This is a genomic window from Salinibacter pepae (assembly GCF_947077775.1).
Lineage (GTDB): Bacteria > Bacteroidota > Rhodothermia > Rhodothermales > Salinibacteraceae > Salinibacter > Salinibacter pepae.
The window spans coordinates 863121-878781 of record NZ_CAMTTE010000001.1; the positions used below are offsets into that span (position 1 = coordinate 863121).

At 67.5% G+C, this 15661-nt stretch carries 12 protein-coding genes and 2 tRNA genes; 10 read left to right on the forward strand and 4 right to left on the reverse strand.

What is annotated here, in order from left to right; translation table 11 throughout:
* Positions 1-255 precede the first annotated feature (255 nt).
* The 3 genes from OJA40_RS03670 (at position 256) to OJA40_RS03680 (ending at position 4722) form a co-directional block, all read left to right on the forward strand.
* Complete coding sequence (locus tag OJA40_RS03670; protein WP_263809962.1) at positions 256-933, forward strand: TonB-dependent receptor; 678 nt, start codon at positions 256-258, stop codon at positions 931-933.
* 100 nt (positions 934-1033) lie between these two features.
* Complete coding sequence (locus OJA40_RS03675; RefSeq protein ID WP_208427724.1) at positions 1034-2812, forward strand: fibronectin type III domain-containing protein; 1779 nt, start codon at positions 1034-1036, stop codon at positions 2810-2812.
* 140 nt (positions 2813-2952) lie between these two features.
* Positions 2953-4722: a sialidase family protein gene (locus tag OJA40_RS03680; RefSeq protein ID WP_208427320.1), complete on the forward strand. Its 1770-nt coding sequence runs from the start codon at positions 2953-2955 to the stop codon at positions 4720-4722.
* Positions 4723-4902: 180 nt separating this feature from the next.
* On the opposite strand, the gene OJA40_RS03685 is transcribed toward OJA40_RS03680, so the two are convergent.
* The 3 genes from OJA40_RS03685 to OJA40_RS03695 all read right to left on the reverse strand — a co-directional run bounded on the left by OJA40_RS03685 (position 4903) and on the right by OJA40_RS03695 (position 7318).
* On the reverse strand, positions 4903-5937 hold the full coding sequence (locus OJA40_RS03685) for a sodium:calcium antiporter (RefSeq protein ID WP_208427321.1): 1035 nt from the start codon (positions 5935-5937) through the stop codon (positions 4903-4905).
* A gap of 252 nt (positions 5938-6189) precedes the next feature.
* Positions 6190-6363: a hypothetical protein gene (locus OJA40_RS03690; RefSeq protein ID WP_208427322.1), complete on the reverse strand. Its 174-nt coding sequence runs from the start codon at positions 6361-6363 to the stop codon at positions 6190-6192.
* Between the two features lie 490 nt (positions 6364-6853).
* Entirely contained in the window at positions 6854-7318 is a 465-nt protein-coding gene (locus OJA40_RS03695; RefSeq protein WP_208427323.1) for a hypothetical protein, read from the reverse strand.
* 787 nt (positions 7319-8105) lie between these two features.
* On the opposite strand from OJA40_RS03695, the gene OJA40_RS03700 reads away from it, so the two are divergent.
* Together OJA40_RS03700 and OJA40_RS03705 are read left to right on the forward strand one after the other, a co-directional pair.
* The gene (locus OJA40_RS03700) at positions 8106-8519 is read left to right on the forward strand and encodes a DoxX family protein (protein WP_208427324.1); all 414 of its coding nucleotides are present in this window, start codon (positions 8106-8108) and stop codon (positions 8517-8519) included.
* Between the two features lie 149 nt (positions 8520-8668).
* Entirely contained in the window at positions 8669-9439 is a 771-nt protein-coding gene (locus tag OJA40_RS03705) for a hypothetical protein (protein WP_263809963.1), read from the forward strand.
* 230 nt (positions 9440-9669) lie between these two features.
* Here the strand turns inward: OJA40_RS03705 and OJA40_RS03710 are convergent.
* Positions 9670-9754, reverse strand: a tRNA-Leu gene (locus OJA40_RS03710).
* Positions 9755-9912: 158 nt separating this feature from the next.
* Between OJA40_RS03710 and OJA40_RS03715 the strand changes: the two genes are divergently transcribed.
* The 5 genes from OJA40_RS03715 to OJA40_RS03735 all read left to right on the forward strand — a co-directional run bounded on the left by OJA40_RS03715 (position 9913) and on the right by OJA40_RS03735 (position 15635).
* Positions 9913-11985, forward strand: a complete 2073-nt coding sequence (locus tag OJA40_RS03715) for a prolyl oligopeptidase family serine peptidase (RefSeq protein WP_263809964.1) — start codon at positions 9913-9915, stop codon at positions 11983-11985.
* A 203-nt stretch (positions 11986-12188) separates the two neighbouring features.
* Positions 12189-12260: transfer RNA gene (locus OJA40_RS03720), tRNA-Asn, on the forward strand.
* Between the two features lie 256 nt (positions 12261-12516).
* A complete protein-coding gene (locus OJA40_RS03725) occupies positions 12517-13104 on the forward strand; it encodes a fasciclin domain-containing protein (RefSeq protein ID WP_263809965.1) in 588 nt (195 codons plus the stop codon).
* Between the two features lie 115 nt (positions 13105-13219).
* Complete coding sequence (locus OJA40_RS03730; RefSeq protein ID WP_263809331.1) at positions 13220-13978, forward strand: SDR family NAD(P)-dependent oxidoreductase; 759 nt, start codon at positions 13220-13222, stop codon at positions 13976-13978.
* 112 nt (positions 13979-14090) lie between these two features.
* Positions 14091-15635: a cryptochrome/photolyase family protein gene (locus tag OJA40_RS03735; RefSeq protein ID WP_263809966.1), complete on the forward strand. Its 1545-nt coding sequence runs from the start codon at positions 14091-14093 to the stop codon at positions 15633-15635.
* Positions 15636-15661 lie beyond the last annotated feature (26 nt).

Consider the following 15661-nt stretch of genomic DNA (forward strand, 5'->3'; position numbering starts at 1 on the left):
CGCGAAACGGCCCAAGCGTCCAGCCCCACGGGACCGCACTCGCCCGGCAGCTCACTAGAGGTGTGACGCCGCTTGCTGCATCTCGGCTGCGCACTCGTCCCCCGATCAGCTTTTGAAGGTTTTGAGCGCAGTCATAAAGGTATGAAAACACCGAGTTTCCAGCCAGGTGAACTCAGCTTTTTACCATGATATGCCGTTCAGCAGAACGAACCGGAGCACCAGGAACAGAATCCGGATCCGGCCCCCTACCGATCCATGAATTTTGACCTCAGTACCGAGTATTACTTCACGAACGGCGGACTGGTGTCGCTGGCCGGGCTCTGCAAGCGGATCGACAATGCGATCTACGAGGACGTTCGCAGAGACACGGACGGCCCGTTTGACGTCCCGGGAGTCAACGGGCCGATCGACGAAGTCGAGGTCACACAGCCCGAGAACGCGGACCTCGTCACGGTGCTGGGCCTGGGGGCCGCGTATCAGCAGCCGTTCACGTTCCTTCCGTCTTCCCTCAGCGGACTCGGTGGGAACTCGAACGTGACGGGGACCGACTCCGAAGTCGACGTGCCCGATCGGGGAGGCCTGCCGTTCTTCCCACAGTCCAATCTGGTGTACAACATCGTTCCGTACTTCCAGAAGAGCGGGTTTCAGGCACGCGTGGCCATCAACCGCCGCGGCGACTGCCTCTTGGGGCTGGCGGACAGGCAGGTCAACGACACGTGGGTGAAGGCCCGCACGACGGTGGACATCAACGCCGGCGACCAACTTGAGCACCTTCTCACCCAGCCGGCCCTGATGGTGCAGAACCGGACCAACGCATCGGAGGTCGGATGCGCCGGGGAAATGAGCCTTCCTTTCATCACCTCAGCGGTCATCACCTCAGCGGCCGCCCCGTGTCGGTGGGGCTGCCGATGGGCCCCCAAACGTCATCTCTGAGATTGAGTCGGGCTCCAGCACGCCCCCCCTCCCTTCCCGCCCGGAGGAAAGGGGCAGCGTGTTGTTTTTTCTCTTCACTTTGCCGAAGCAAAGCCCACTTATGCAACGATTCGACGCGCCCCTTCTCGTCTGCGTATTACTCCTGCTGCCGCTGGGCCTGCTGGCGACCGCCTGCTCGACGCCCTCGTCGGGCTCGGCGGCGGAGGCCGAGGACACGACCCAGCCTACGTCGGCAGAGCCGCCCCAGCTGCCCTCGACCCTGCCTGGGCCCTACCCCGACCGCGTCGTGCTGAGCCACGCGGCGGATCCGTCCTCGTCGCTGAGCGTCACCTGGCGCACTGACAGCACCGTCACGGGCGCGAAGGCCCAGGTCGCCCCGGCCACGGGCGGCCCCTCCTTCTATACCCAAGCCCGTACCGTTGAGGCGGAGACCCAGGACCTCCACGCCCACAAGGTGACCGGCGAACACGCAAACGTCAACTACCACTCCGTCACCTTCAAGGGCCTCACGGCCGACACCCTCTACGCGTACCGCGTCGGCGATGGCGAGCGCTGGAGCGAGTGGTTTCACGCCCGCACCGCCAGCCAGCAGCCGGAGCCCTTCTCCTTCGTCTACGTCGGAGATGCGCAGAACAACGTGCGCTCCCACTGGTCCCGCCTCATCCGGCAGGCCTACACCGACGCGCCCGAGATGGCCTTTCTGCTCCACGCCGGCGACCTGGTCGACAACGCCCACCGGAACGTCGAGTGGGGCCACTGGAACGCCGCAGGGGGGTTCATCCAGAGCATGGTCCCAAACATCGCGGTGCCCGGCAACCACGAGTACGCGGGCCACCGCACGTGGCGGGCGCGCGACACTTTCCAGGTCGAGGTGGAGGCCAACGGCCAGGAGATGACCGGCACCATCCTGGAGCCGGACGGCAACCCCGAGCCGCTGGAGGCCACCAACAGCGGGGCCACGCCGTCGAGCGACCGCTCCCCGGCCGGCGACTGGGCCTACAACGTCGACAACGGCGAGTACGTGGGCACCCTCAAGATTGAGAACGGCGGATCCGGCTACAGCGCCTCCCTCGTCAGTGAGTATGGCCAGGAGTTCCCCCTCCGGGACGTGTCCGTCGACGAAACTACGCTGACCGGCCACTTCCTCATGGAGGTCGAGAAGGAAAGCCCGGAGCAGCTCTCGGTCCACTGGCATCCCCAGTTCGCCTTTCCCGAGAACGGGCCGGACGGGGTGAAGGAGACGGTCTACCACCTCGACTATCAGGGCATGCGTGTCGTCGGCCTCAACTCGGAGGCGGCCAAGATGGACGCGGAAGTGCTGCGCACCCAGACCGAGTGGCTGCGGTCGACGCTCCGGGAGGCGGAGCAGGATCCAAGCATCCGTTGGACGGTCGTCACCTTCCACCACCCGATGTTCTCCTCCGGCGAGGGCCGAAACAACAAGCAGCTCCGCGAGGCGTGGCGGCCGCTCTTCGACGCGTACAGCGTGGATCTCGTCCTGCAGGGCCACGACCACACCTACGCCCGCGGCCAGACGAAGAACCTGAAGCAAGGCGTGAGCGCCCGGTCGCCGGAGGGCGGCACCGTGTACGTCAACTCCGTCAGCGGCGCGAAGATGTACGAGATCAAGCCCGACCGGTGGGAGGATTTCGACGGCGTCGAGATGGAGCGCGGCGGGGAAAACACGCAGCTCTACCAGGTGGTGCGCGTCGGGGCGGACACGATCCAGTTCCGTGCCTACACGGCCACCGGCGCGCCCTACGACGCCTTCGACCTCGTGCGGCCCGGCGACGGCGGGCCCAGCCGCATGATCGAGCGGCCGCCGGCCCACCGGCCGGAGCGCACCCACGAGAACACCCTCGACTACACGCGGCCGTAGCCCCAACAGCCCGTCGGCTCTTTCCCCTTCCCGATCGCTTTTCGGGAAAACGCCCTTCTTCGACCCAGCGGCTCCCCTGCGTTCCGGCCAGGCCGTGGCGCCCCCTTCTGAACCGCTCTGCCCCCACCTCCCTCCTTTTCATGACGCCCGCTTCCGCCCATCCCATTGCGACTCTTCTGTGCCCCGCCCTGCTGGGCCTCATCCTCGGGGCGGCGTCTGGCTGCGCGACCAGCGCCGATGCCCCCGGCGAGACGGAGGACACCTCGCCTGCCCGCCAGACCGCCTTCCGGGTGCGCTCGGACATCGGCGCCGGCCTCAACGCCGACCGGGGCTGGGCGGGGCCGACGAACCAGTCCGTGACGCTGCCGGTCGAGGCGCCGTTCCGGCTTCGGTTCGAGGTGGAGACGCCCCCGGACGCGCCGTTCGTGGAGCGCTTTCGCCTCCAGTACCGCCGCAACGGCGGGGCGTGGCGCCCGGTGCCGGCCGCCGACTTTCCCTACGCCCCGTCGGAGGTCACCCCTCGGGTGAGCGTCGTCTCCGCCGCCTACGCCGATCGCGCAGACGCCGCCGACCTGCTCGACGGCTCCACGGCGTCGTACGCGGGTGGAAAAGGCATTGCCCTCTCCGGCACGGGCCCCGCCCTCCCGGATCACGGGGTGCAGAGCGAGTGGGCGTGGCCGCTGGTGATCCGACGCTACGCGGACGGGGCCGTGACCAACGAGCCGGGCGATCGGTTTGAGTTCCGGCTGGTGGACGTGAAGGGGCGTCCGCTGCCCGCCCCCGCAACGCCTGAGGTGACGGCCTCCGTGCCCCCCCGGCTCCTGGGCGGCACGTACCCCGAGACCCCGGGCCGCCTCGGGCCCTGGGAGGCCTCCGACGGCAGCCTGTATTTTCTCATGGAACCGGCGGAGTCCTACAACAAGTTGATGACCGTGAAGTCGACCGACGGCGGGCGGACGTGGCGGGAGGTGGACGGCGCCAACCGCCCCGTGGCGGGCGACCTGGAAGGATTTGCCTCGGCCGTCCACGACGGAACGATTCACATGCTCCACCAGATCGATGCGGGCGTGCTGCACCACGCCTTCCGGACCACGGACCACCCGCGCACTCCGGACGCGTGGGCCGTGCGGGACGACACGGTGGCCACGCCCGGCGCGCCCCCCGTGCAGGTCGCCTCGGTCGCCGCCCGGTCGGACGGCAGCCTCGTCGGGGTGTACGGGGGGCCGGAGCACCTTCACTACAGCATCCGCAGTCCTGAGGGAACGTGGGGCGATCGGAAACCGATCTCTGGCGGGGCGGGCGATGCCCGTTCGGGGCCGCAGCTGGCACGCGGCGCGGACGACACGGTGCACCTCGCGTACACGCGCCGCGACGGGACGGCGTGGTACCGCCGCATTCGGCCCGACGGCCGCCTCACGTCCCCCCAGCGGGTCTCCTCCAGCCTGGGGACGGCCGTGACGGACGTCGGCTCCGTGCTCCCGCTGGTGCACCTCCCGGAGACGAATACGACGGTCCTTCTCTACCGCCGGGCCGACGGCACGCTGTGGGCGCGGCGCGCAGACGCGGAGGGGCGACTCAGCCCGCCGGTGCAGGTCACCGAACGAGCGGTCGCCCAGAGCGCCGCCGACTCCGATCAGGTCGGGGCCGACGCCGTTGCCCTCGGATCATCGGTCCACGTCCTGTTTATCGAAGCGCAAACCGGCTCCCTCTACCACACCCGCAGCGACGAGCGCGGCTCCTGGGCGCCCGCCACGGTACAGGTCGACAGCGTCGACGCGCAGTGGGTCCGGGGGCAGCCGGTCTCGAAAGGGACGTCGTCCCCGACGGCGTACGGGTACGTCTACGACGCGGGGTCGAACGGCGGGTCGGGGATGAACTGGTACAACGAGGTGCCCGTGCGCCGGCGGTGAGACGGCGCCACCAGGGGTGGGCTACAGAGCACTGCCGGGCGCAAGGCACAAGGATCCGGCCGCGTCACTCGGCGGCTGAAGGGCGGGCCGCCGAGAAGGCGAGAATGCAGGCCCTGCTCTCGGATGCGCCCACGGAGGGTGCCTCCGCCCCGACGCACGCCATTCTCACACAAACAATTCTCACACAAACAAAAGCCCGAACGCGCCGAAGTAGAGCACCAGCGCCAGGAAGCTCTCGAATCCGATTCCGAAGGCCCCCCGGCGCTCGCGGCGCAGGAGGCCCATCAGCAAAATGCCCGTCAGGAGAAGCGTGAGGGCAATGATGAACACCTGCTGCTCGGTCATGGCGTGGTAGATCGAGCCCTCCTGGTAGCCAACATCCGAAAAGGCCACGAACAGGACATCGAAGCTGTTGCCGCCAATGATGCCCCCGACGGCGAGGGTCAGCGCCCCACGCCGCACCGCCGCCACCGACGTGACCAGTTCCGGGAGCGAGGTGGACACGGCCGTCATGAGCCCGCCGACGAGCCCTTCGGAGAGGCCCGTCCGGGCGGCCACCTGCCCGCCCGTCTTGGCGATCACGTATCCGGCGGCGCCGACCACGAGGGACAGGGCCACGAACTCCAACCAGAGCGTCGAGAGGGCGGCCGACTCGCGGCCCTCCGCTCCGGTGTCCTGGCGGGTCTTGTCGGTTTGGCGCGCCATCCAGTACGGGGTCGACCGGGCCTCGGCCACGAGGTGAATGCCGTAGAGGTAGCCCGCAACCAGCAGCACGGAGGCAGGGTGGATCCCGAACAGGTCGAGGCGCGGTCCGGCCATTCCGAGCAGGGGAATCGCCAGGAGGGTCGACAGCAGGGCGCCCTGCAGGAGGTTCTCGACAGAGGCGGCAGCGTGTTCGAGATTCGCGGGCCGGTAGGCCATGTCCGCCACCGCAAGGAAAACGGTCTGGGCGGCGATCCCGCCAATGGCGTTGCTGATGGCCAGGGACGGAAGCCCGTCCACCGCGGCCGTCACGGACGTCGTGATGCCGGCAATGGAGGTGGTACTGCCCAGCAGGACGGCCCCGAAGATCGCCTCTCCGAGACCGGTTTCGTCGGCGAGGCGGTCGGCGGCCCGGGTCATCCGCGTTCCGACGACGGCGATGAGTAGGGCCGAGGCCCCGAATGCCGCAGAGACGACCGGAAAGGAGAGGGTCTTCCAGGCAAAAAGGTCCATCAAGCGTCAGGTGCGGGCGGACGGACAGCGTCGAAAACTACGCGTGCATACCCTACACATGGTCCCCCACATGTGGGCTCGGTCTGGTTGTTGAGGCCAGCCCCCGTTTCTGACGCTGGGGCAGACGCGTCCGCCGGTGGAGCGACTCCCTGGGCGTCATCGGCAATGTCCGGCGCCGTGCCCCTCTCGGCCCGCCGGATCATCTCAGAGGCCCACCTCCAGGGCCAGGAGCACCAGATTTGCAAGGCCCGCCTACGGGCCGACCACCGCGAACGCGGGGTACACCCAGCGCCCCATGCCTTCCGGCATGCGGTGACAAGACAGGTCCACCGCTCCCCGAAAGAACTGCCCCAGCGTGACCGCCGTCCCGATGGCGGCAACCGAGAGGCCCCACACCGCCCCCCTTCGGCCCCGGCTTGCCTCCACGGCAGGTGGAAGGCGGCCATTCCCTTCCGGATCAGGGCCTGCGCTACGACACCGACGAACGCGACGAGAACGCCAAGTTGGCCGACAAGCCACTGCTGTGCCTGAGTCATGAGTCCGGGTCAGTTGATTGCCCTTGGGGGTTGAGGACGGGGGATTCGGCGGCCAAGTGCTTGGGGACCGGACAGTGGAACGCCAAGACATTGGACCTTTGACCCTGCGTCGTGTTCGACGGGCCAGGTGGCCGTCGGGTGCACCACGGAAAGGAGAGGACTGCCGAAGGCTGAAGGCCCAAAAGAGAGATCCCCGCCGCCCAGAACAAAACGGAGGCTGGACGACGGGGTCTCTCGTGATGGTACCCGTTCAGGCGCCGGGCCCTCAGGACTAAAGGTTGGGTACTTTCACCCACGAAACGTCCTGTCTTCCGGCGGGTGAGTCAGCTCGGGCCGGGTCGAACCGATCGGGGACGCCAATCGGTTGTCCCCATGTTCGCTTACCGGCTCTTGGAATCAGCGACTTCAGAATCAACTTTGCCAGACTCAAACACCTCTATCTTCTCGGACCCGTCCTCGCTGATGAGGAACTTGCCTTTTTTCGTCTCCTTGAGGCGGTAGATCTCCCCTTCGGCGTCGGCACCACTGACCGGCTTCCAGGCATCCCCCTCTACAGTGATCTTCGAGTAAAATGGGTAACTTGTACCAATGATGCGAGCATTGGTCAAGTACCTCGTATTTGATCCCGCATTTTCAAGCGCATTGTCTACGGCAGTTTTCAGGTCGGGTTGCCCGATGAGAACAGCACCGTCTGATCCTTCCGTCGAACCGACCTTCTGATACTCAGCATTCATATTCACGTTTTTCGTGGAGACCGTTGTGAAGTCCCCAATCCTGCTTGAGCAACCAGCCGCAATGAGAACCGCCAATAGTACCGTGGACAAAACCTTGAAGCGACGTTTCATAGTTTTGCTTATTTACTTACGTTTTTAAGGTTTAACTTCCCGTCCTGCAAGTGTAGAGATGAGAGAAGGTCAACCGAGTGTTTTTGGAAAGAGCTCTTATTTTACTTTTTTACACATTTGGACCGTCTCTTCGGTTGTTCTCTTCTAGGCCACACGTTTCCCGAGCCTTCCTTCCGTTCAGCGGCTGATGAACCGGCCGGTCACGGGAAAGCGACGCCCCCGTTCAAGACGATGGGTGCATGGGTCCTGCTCTCGGATGTAAACCTGTCGGGGCTGCGAAGCGGGGTCTCGGCCTCCCGCTCAAAGACAGCTTCGGAGGCGTCCCGAAGTGATTGTGAGGGGTCGGTCCCCACAACGGCAGCCGGGCTCGGCGGCGGTACACTGACAAGGGACCGGGCGGACGGTTACGGCCCGCAGAGGCACACGGAGCGGACCTGGTCAGCCCCTGGTCTTGGGCGGTCAGGGCTACTGCAGTGAAAATACGGCGACGGGTGTACCGCAGCCGGAATGCCGTCGGGCGTTGCGGTGATCCCCTTGAGGGATGCCGTCGTCTGGTGCACAGGGCCTTCGTTGAGAAGCACCCGATGCAATAATTTCCAGATACCGCCTGGTCTGCCGTGAAACCCACCTTCCGTAGAGGAGTGGGGCAGCCCACCGCCTGCCTGATTGTGGTCCTCGTGCTCCGGGGCTCCGCAAACGGCACGGCGGGCACAGGGCCCCGCAAACAGGAAGCTCGGCAAGCGCTCAAACATTCGTCTACTCGTACACTCATCGCTCCACCCTTCCGATGAAGAAATACGCCTACTGGGGATCGACCGTCCTTTTCGCGCTCATGATGGCCGGCTCCGGCACAATGTACTTCGTGTCCGAGAACATGGCCGCCAAGTTCGCCCAGCTTGGCTTTCCGGACTACTTCCGAATCGAACTCGGCATTGCGAAGCTTCTGGGGGCCGGGGCCCTCGTGACGCCCCTCCCCCGCTCGGTACTCGCCCGCACGGTCAAGGAGTGGACCTACGCCGGCTTCACGATCAGCATCGTCTCGGCGATGATCGCGCATGTGGCGTCGGGCGACCCGGCGACGGCACTCGTCCTCCCTGGGGGGGCGTTTGTGCTGGTGGCCACCTCCTACACGACGTACCATCAGTACTACCGGACGGAGGCCGGCGCGGAGGAGGCAGCCACGGCCCCCGCCACGTCGTAGCAATTTGCCGCGTGGTGGCAATTCCGTCCGCGCGGCGAGGGGTCGTGCCACGACAGATTTCGTAGACTCTGCGTCCCGTGCCTGAATCCAGCCCCACAGGGCCCGATGGCCCCTGCCTCGGAATCCCAACGCGGCTTCACGACGCGCTCGTGGCCCGATATCCCCGGCTCGTGGACACCTACGCCCGAAAGATCGAAACCAAGGGGGCCGAGGGCCACGCCGACTGGAGCGGGTGGTGCTTTGCGGCCGGCGAGATTGCGGCCACGATCGCAAGCAACCGTCACGCCGCAGCCCCGGAGACGGTCGGCGCGGGCCAGGCGTTCGAAGACATCCACCGCATTGCCGCCATCGCGGCGTGGCGCCCCGACCGGTGCGTGCTGGACCTCTCCGACCGCCCGTCGACCGCAACCGAGACGATTCCCGCAAAGGTGTCGCCCCCGCCTCGCCTTCGCCCCGATACGTTTGATCTGGGGGCCTGGTGCCCCTTTGTCTTCCTGGGACGCGGGGCCGACGGCCGGAACCGCGGGCTTTTTGTGTACCTGGATGACCCGGGGACGGACAGCGCCACGGACGGCCCGCCGATGCTCATCGGCGTCGTCGTAAGGGAGGACCTCGCATGCAGAACCGTCGCGGTCGCCTTGGGGCAGGGGAGTCTGGCGAGGGGCATCGAGACCGCGATGGGGGAGATTTCCGAAACGCGGACGGTCGACACGGACGAGGCGGTGGAGGTGGACGCGGAGGACCTCAAGAAAGAAGCTGTGCCCAAGCTCGGGAAGACGACCGATTACGCGAGGGAGGCCCGCATTGCGGCGACGGTTGCGCTGTTTGTCTCCCAGGCCGACTGGACCCCGCCGCCTCCGGAGCGTCCGCGTCGGACCATTGCTAGAGCGGAGGAGCCGACGGTCTGCTCTCTCGCGTAGCCCCCTCCCCTGCGCGGCGCAATCGCCCCGTTGCGCGAACCAGCCGGCCGTTCCGCCGCAGAAGTTCGTTGCGAGAACGCGTCACGGCACACTGGGCCCCGACAGCGGCCGTGCCAGCTCCCCTTCGACGATCGGTGTGCCCCGCATCGGTGCGTGCACGGGCGGCGAGAATCAGAATAGAACGCCCCGCCTGAATCGCCGTCTGTGGGCGTTCAAGCGGGACCAAAGGGTGCCCGAGAGAGGACTCGAACCTCCACGGCCGCAAGGGCCACGTGACCCTGAATCACGCGCGTCTACCAATTCCGCCACTCGGGCATCAAAATGTGGGCCCACCCAACGCCTACGACCGCCTGAAATGTTCCTTGAAATTACCGCGCACCCGACCGCCCCCCAAGACAGCGGCTCGCACTCGCCGCCCCCAGTTCATACATTGCGGGTGCTCATTCCCGTTTCACAACCGGCCCTGCTCTCCCATGCGTGGTGTGCGCCTTCTCGCAGTCATCGGGCTCGTTCTCGGCGGCCTCGCGCTGTCCGGCAGTCCCGCACAGGCCCAGTACGCCCAGGACTCCCTCGCCTTCGACCTGGAGCACGTCTTTGATCTGGAGTACGCGGCGGACCCGCAGATTTCGCCGAGCGGCGACCGGGTGGTGTATGCGCGTACCGTCATGGACAAGATGGACGACCGCCGGGCCTCCCGGCTCTGGATCGTCAACGCAGACGGCTCCGGCCACCGCCCGATCACCGCCCCGGAGACGAACGCGTCGCAGGTCCGGTGGTCCCCCAGCGGCGATCGGGTCGCGTACGTGGCCGGCACGGAGGGCGACGGGGCCGAGGTCTTCATGCGGTGGATGGACACCGGCCAGACCGCCCGGATCACGCAGCTTGAGGAGTCGCCGCGTGGACTCTCGTGGGGGCCGGAGGGGGACCGGCTGGCCTTCTCCATGTTCGTCCCGGCGGAGCCGGAGCCCTTCGCCCGCATGCCCAGCCCGCCGGAGGGGGCCGACTGGGCCGAGCGGCCCGACGTCATCGACCAGACCTACTACCGCTCCGACGGCGGCGGGTACACCGAACGGGGCCACACGCAGCTCTTTGTCGTATCGGCGTCGGGCGGCACCCCGCGACAGATCACAACCGGGCCCTACGACCACGGCGGCGCCCCCACCTGGACGCCCGACGGCGAGACGCTTCTGATCAGCGCCAACCGCCACGCGGACCGGCGCCTCGACCCGCTCAACACGGAGATCTACGCCGTGGACGTGACAAGCGGCGCGGTTACCGCTCTCACCACCCGGCAGGGCCCGGACGGCGATGTGGCCCTCTCCCCGGACGGCTCTACGATCGCCTACACCGGCTTCGACGACCGCGAGCAGGGCTACCAGGTGACCAAGCTGTACGTCATGGACCGCGATGGCACCAACGCCCGCCTCCTCACCGAGGGCTTCGACCGGGACGTCCAGACCCCGACGTTCACCGCCGACGGGGAGCACATCGTCTTCCAGTACGTGGATGAGGGGTCGACCAAGATCGGTAGCATCACGCTCGACGGCGAACGTCGCGTCGTGGCGGAGCACGTGGGCGGCACGTCTATCGGCCGCCCCTACACGAGCGGCTCTTTTAGCCTCGCGTCGAACGGCCGGGTGGCCTTCACGCACGCCACGCCCCAGCGCCCCGCCGACGTGGCGGTGGCCCAGGCCGGGCGCGAGGCACAGGTCCTCACCGCCCTGAATGACGATCTGTTCGATCAGGTCGACCTTGGCTCCGTCGAGCAGATCACGTACGAATCCTCCCACGACGGCCGCACGATCGAGGGCTGGATCGTCACCCCGCCGGGCTTCGATTCATCGGAGGAGTACCCGCTCATCTTGGAGATCCACGGCGGCCCGTTCGCCGCGTACGGCCCCTACTTCTCCGCGGAGGTGCAGCTCTACGCCGCCGCCGGCTACGTGGTGCTCTACACCAACCCCCGCGGATCAACCAGCTACGGCCAGGACTTCGGCAACGCCATCCACCACGACTATCCCGGGCACGACTACGACGACCTGATGTCTGGCGTGGACGCCGTCCTGGAGCGGGGCTACGTGGATCAGGACCGCCTCTACGTGACGGGTGGGAGCGGGGGCGGGGTTCTGACGTCCTGGATTGTGGGCCATACCGATCGCTTCCGGGCCGCCGTGGCCGCCAAGCCGGTGATCAACTGGTACAGCTGGGCGCTGACGGCGGACATGTACCCCTACGGCGTCAAGTACTGGTTCCCCGGCCTGCCGTGGAACCACGAGGAGCACTACATGGACCGCTCGCCCCTCTCGTACGTCGACCACGTGACGACGCCCACCATGCTACTGACCGGCGCCAACGACTACCGCACGCCGATGTCGGAGTCGGAGCAGTTCTACCAGGCCCTGAAGCTGCAAGAGGTGGAGACGGCGCTCGTCCGCGTCCCGGAGGCCTCCCACAGCATCGCCGCCCGCCCGAGCCACCTGGCCGCGAAGGCCGCCCACGTGCTGGAGTGGTTTCGTCGCCACGGGGGCCCCACGCCTGAACAGTAAGGCAGCGCGAGGCCCGCGCCGCCCCCTCGCCCCCGGCAGCGACCACCCCCGTGAAAAGAAAATCAATCCCCTGCCATAGAGGGGCCGAGTCGGGGCCAAAAGCCCAGCAATCACCCGGGAGGGTTGGAACCCGGCCCGGCACCATGCCGTTGCGCAAATCAGATATTTTGGGAGGCGGCTGCCCGCTCCACTTTTGATCCAATTCCTCGGTAGCTCAACGGTAGAGCATGCGGCTGTTAACCGCAGGGCTGCTGGTTCGAATCCAGCCCGGGGAGCCGAAAGCCTGATTGGGCGGTCCAATCGGGCTTTTTCTTTTGCCCCGCCGGATCGGGGGCCTCCTCGCCTGTATTCCCGGCCCCCGACGACCGCAGTCGGTGCCGCCCCGCCGGCCGCGACCGTCCCGATGCCGGCCGCCCTTTCCAATCGTCTTGCTCGGCCCTCAGGGTGTAGGGGCCTCGTTCCCATCCGCCTGCATGAAGCCCGACCCAGGCCGGGACGGTCATGCGTCTCAGATGTTTGCCTAAAGTCCCGATGCCCCCTGTACGGACGGAGACGCTGATCCGATGCGTCCGTCGACGGCCCACAGCGGCCGTCCTGGTCGTCGCGCTTGCGCTGGGCCTCGCGGCGTGTGCCCCGGACGCGACCGATGACTCGACGCCGTCGCCCCCCGCTTCCTCCCGTTCCCCGGGGGCCGACAGCACGACCATCCCCCGCATGCTGACGACCGACGATCGGTTTTCGACCCTGCGCGCCGCCCTCGACTCTACGGGCCTCGATTCCCTTCTGGCCACCAAGGGCCCCTTCACTCTTTTCGCTCCCCCGAACGGCGCGTTTGGGGCGGCCTCCGCCGGCCCCGTCGCGGATGTGCTGACAGGGGATCGGGCCCGCCTTCGCGCCCTCCTTGCCCGCCACGTCGTGGGGAGGCGCGTTGCGGTGGGCGGACGGCCGGGGCCGCGCTCGGTGGTCCCGATGAGCGGCGACACGCTCTCGCTGCGCCCGGCCCCCGACGGCGCCCGGATCGACGGGACCTTAATTCTCGACGCCAACATCGAGGCGGGGAATGGGCGTATCCACGTCGTCGACGCGGTGCTCCGGGCTCCCGGATCCGACGCGCCGTGACGAGGCCCCCACCCGGGGCCGTAACGATCCACGAATATGTATTCGTCCCGTCGAACCTGGGCGGGGAATTGGGTTTGGAGAAGTGTTCGTCTCTTCATAGCTCCCTCTCTAGCCCATGGCTTCTGATTCTCCCGTCTATCTCCTTCTCGGCGCCACCGGCGGCATCGGGTCCGAGGTGGCCCATCGGCTCGCCGACGACGGCGCACAGCTCGTCCTCGGGGCCCGCTCGGAAGACGACCTGGACGACCTGGCGGCCGCCACCGGCGGCGACGCGATGCCCCTCGACGCCACCGAGTTTGAGCAGGTGCAGGCCGCCGTGTCGCATGCCACCGACACGTACGGGGGCCTCGACGGGGTGGTCAACTTCGTCGGCTCGGTTCTCCTCAAGCCCGCCCACCTTACCAGCATCGACGAGTACCGGACCCAGATTGAGAAGAACCTCGATACGGCCTTCAACACCGTGAAGGCGGCCGGCCGTCCCATGATGCGCAGCGGCGGGTCCATCGTGCTCATGGCGTCGGCCGTCTCGCGCACCGGCCTCAAGAACCACGAGGCGATCGCCGCGGCGAAGGGCGGCGTCACGGGCCTCATGCGGGCCGCCGCTGCCACCTACTCCGGCCGCGGCATTCGCGTAAACGCCGTGGCCCCCGGCCTCATCGGCGGCGGTGAGCGGTCGACGAGTCAAATGTCGGAGCAGATCCTCAGCTCCGAGGCGGGCCGGAAGCAGTCCGAGAAGATGCACGCCCTCGGCCGCGTGGGCACGCCCGAGGACGTGGCCCCGGCGGTCACGTGGCTCCTCGACCCCGAAACCGACTGGGTCACCGGGCAGGTCATCGGCGTGGACGGCGGGCTCGGCACCGTGCGGCCCGGATAGGGCGAAGGGACGCGCCCCCGAGACTGCACGCAGGCTTGCCTCACGGCGGGTGCTGCCCTGCAGATTTGACCGGCCGGCCTCCTGTGCTTCTCCCCAGTTCCCCAGCGTTCTCATGCGTACCCTGATTCTCGTCCTCCGGGACCAACTTGACCGCGACGCCACCGTCCTGCACGAGGCCGACCCCGGCCGCGACGCCGTGGCGATGACGGAGGCGGACGTGCACCGGGACCGATACGCGGAGCACAAGCAGCGCCTCGCCCTCGGCTTCGCGGCGATGCGCCACCACCGAGCGGACCTGCGCGACGACGGCTGGACCGTCCACTACCAGCCGGCCGACGCCCCGGCCGCGGCCGAGGACGCCCCCGCCTTTCTGCGGCAGCAGCTCGCCGAGCATCAGCCCGAGCGCGTCGCCATGACCGAACCGGGACGACACGAGTTGTTGGAGGCGATCGAGGCCGTGTGCGAGGACATGGGCGTTCCGCTCCGCGTGCACGCCGACGACCATTTTCTGGCGACCCACGAGACCTTCGAGCAGTGGGCCGACGGCCGGAAGGAGCTCACGCTGGAATACTTCTACCGCGAGCGGCGCCGCGAATACAATGTCCTCGTCACCGACGACGGCGACCCTGTGGGGGGCGACTGGAATTTCGACGACGACAACCAGGAGAGCTTCGGCGCGGACGGGCCGGGCATGGTGCCGGAGGGCCCCACATTCGAGCGCGACGCCATTACCGAAGATGCGCTCGACCTGGTGCGCACCCAGTTTGCCGACGCGCCGGGGGCGCTCGACGCCTTTCGGTGGCCGGTGACGCCCGCCCAGGCCCGGGCCGCCCTCGCGGATTTCGTGGAGCACCGGCTGCCGAACTTTGGCACGTACCAGGACGCGATGTGGACGGGCCGGGCCTTCCTCTACCACTCGCGCCTCTCGTGTGCGCTGAACCTGAAGCTGCTCGACCCCATGACCGCGGTGCGGGCCGCCGAGGAGGCGTACCACGACGGCCACGCCCCCCTCAACGCCGTGGAGGGCTTCGTGCGCCAGATTCTCGGCTGGCGCGAGTTCGTGCGGGGCGTCTACTGGCTGCACGCCCCCGAGTACGTGGACCGCAACGCGCTGGAGGCCACCGAAGACCTTCCGGAGTTCTACTGGACCGGCGACACGGACATGCGGTGTCTGAGCGAGTGCACGGGGCAGGTCCGGGAGCACGCGTACGCCCACCACATCCCCCGCCTCATGGTGATGGGGCTCTTCGGGCTGCTCTACGGCATCGACCCGCAGCAGATGAACGAGTGGCACGAGTCGATGTACATCGACGCCTGGGAGTGGGTCTCCACCCCCAACATGGTCGGGATGGCCCTGTACGCCGACGGGGGCACCGTGGGCACCAAGCCGTACACGGCGTCCGGGAAGTACATCAACCGGATGAGCAACTACTGCTCGCACTGCCGCTACGACCCGGACGAGGCCGTCGGGGACGAGGCCTGCCCCTTCACCTCGCTCTACTGGAACTTCCTGGACCGGCATCAGGAGACCTTCTCGGGCAACCGGCGCATGAACTTTCAGCTCGCCAACGTCCGGCGGAAGTCCGACGCGGAGCTGCAGGACATTGCCGAGCGGGTGGAAGAGGTGCGGGCCCTTACCGAGGCCGGCGAGATTTAACCCCGGGGCCGTCGGGCAGGACCCCC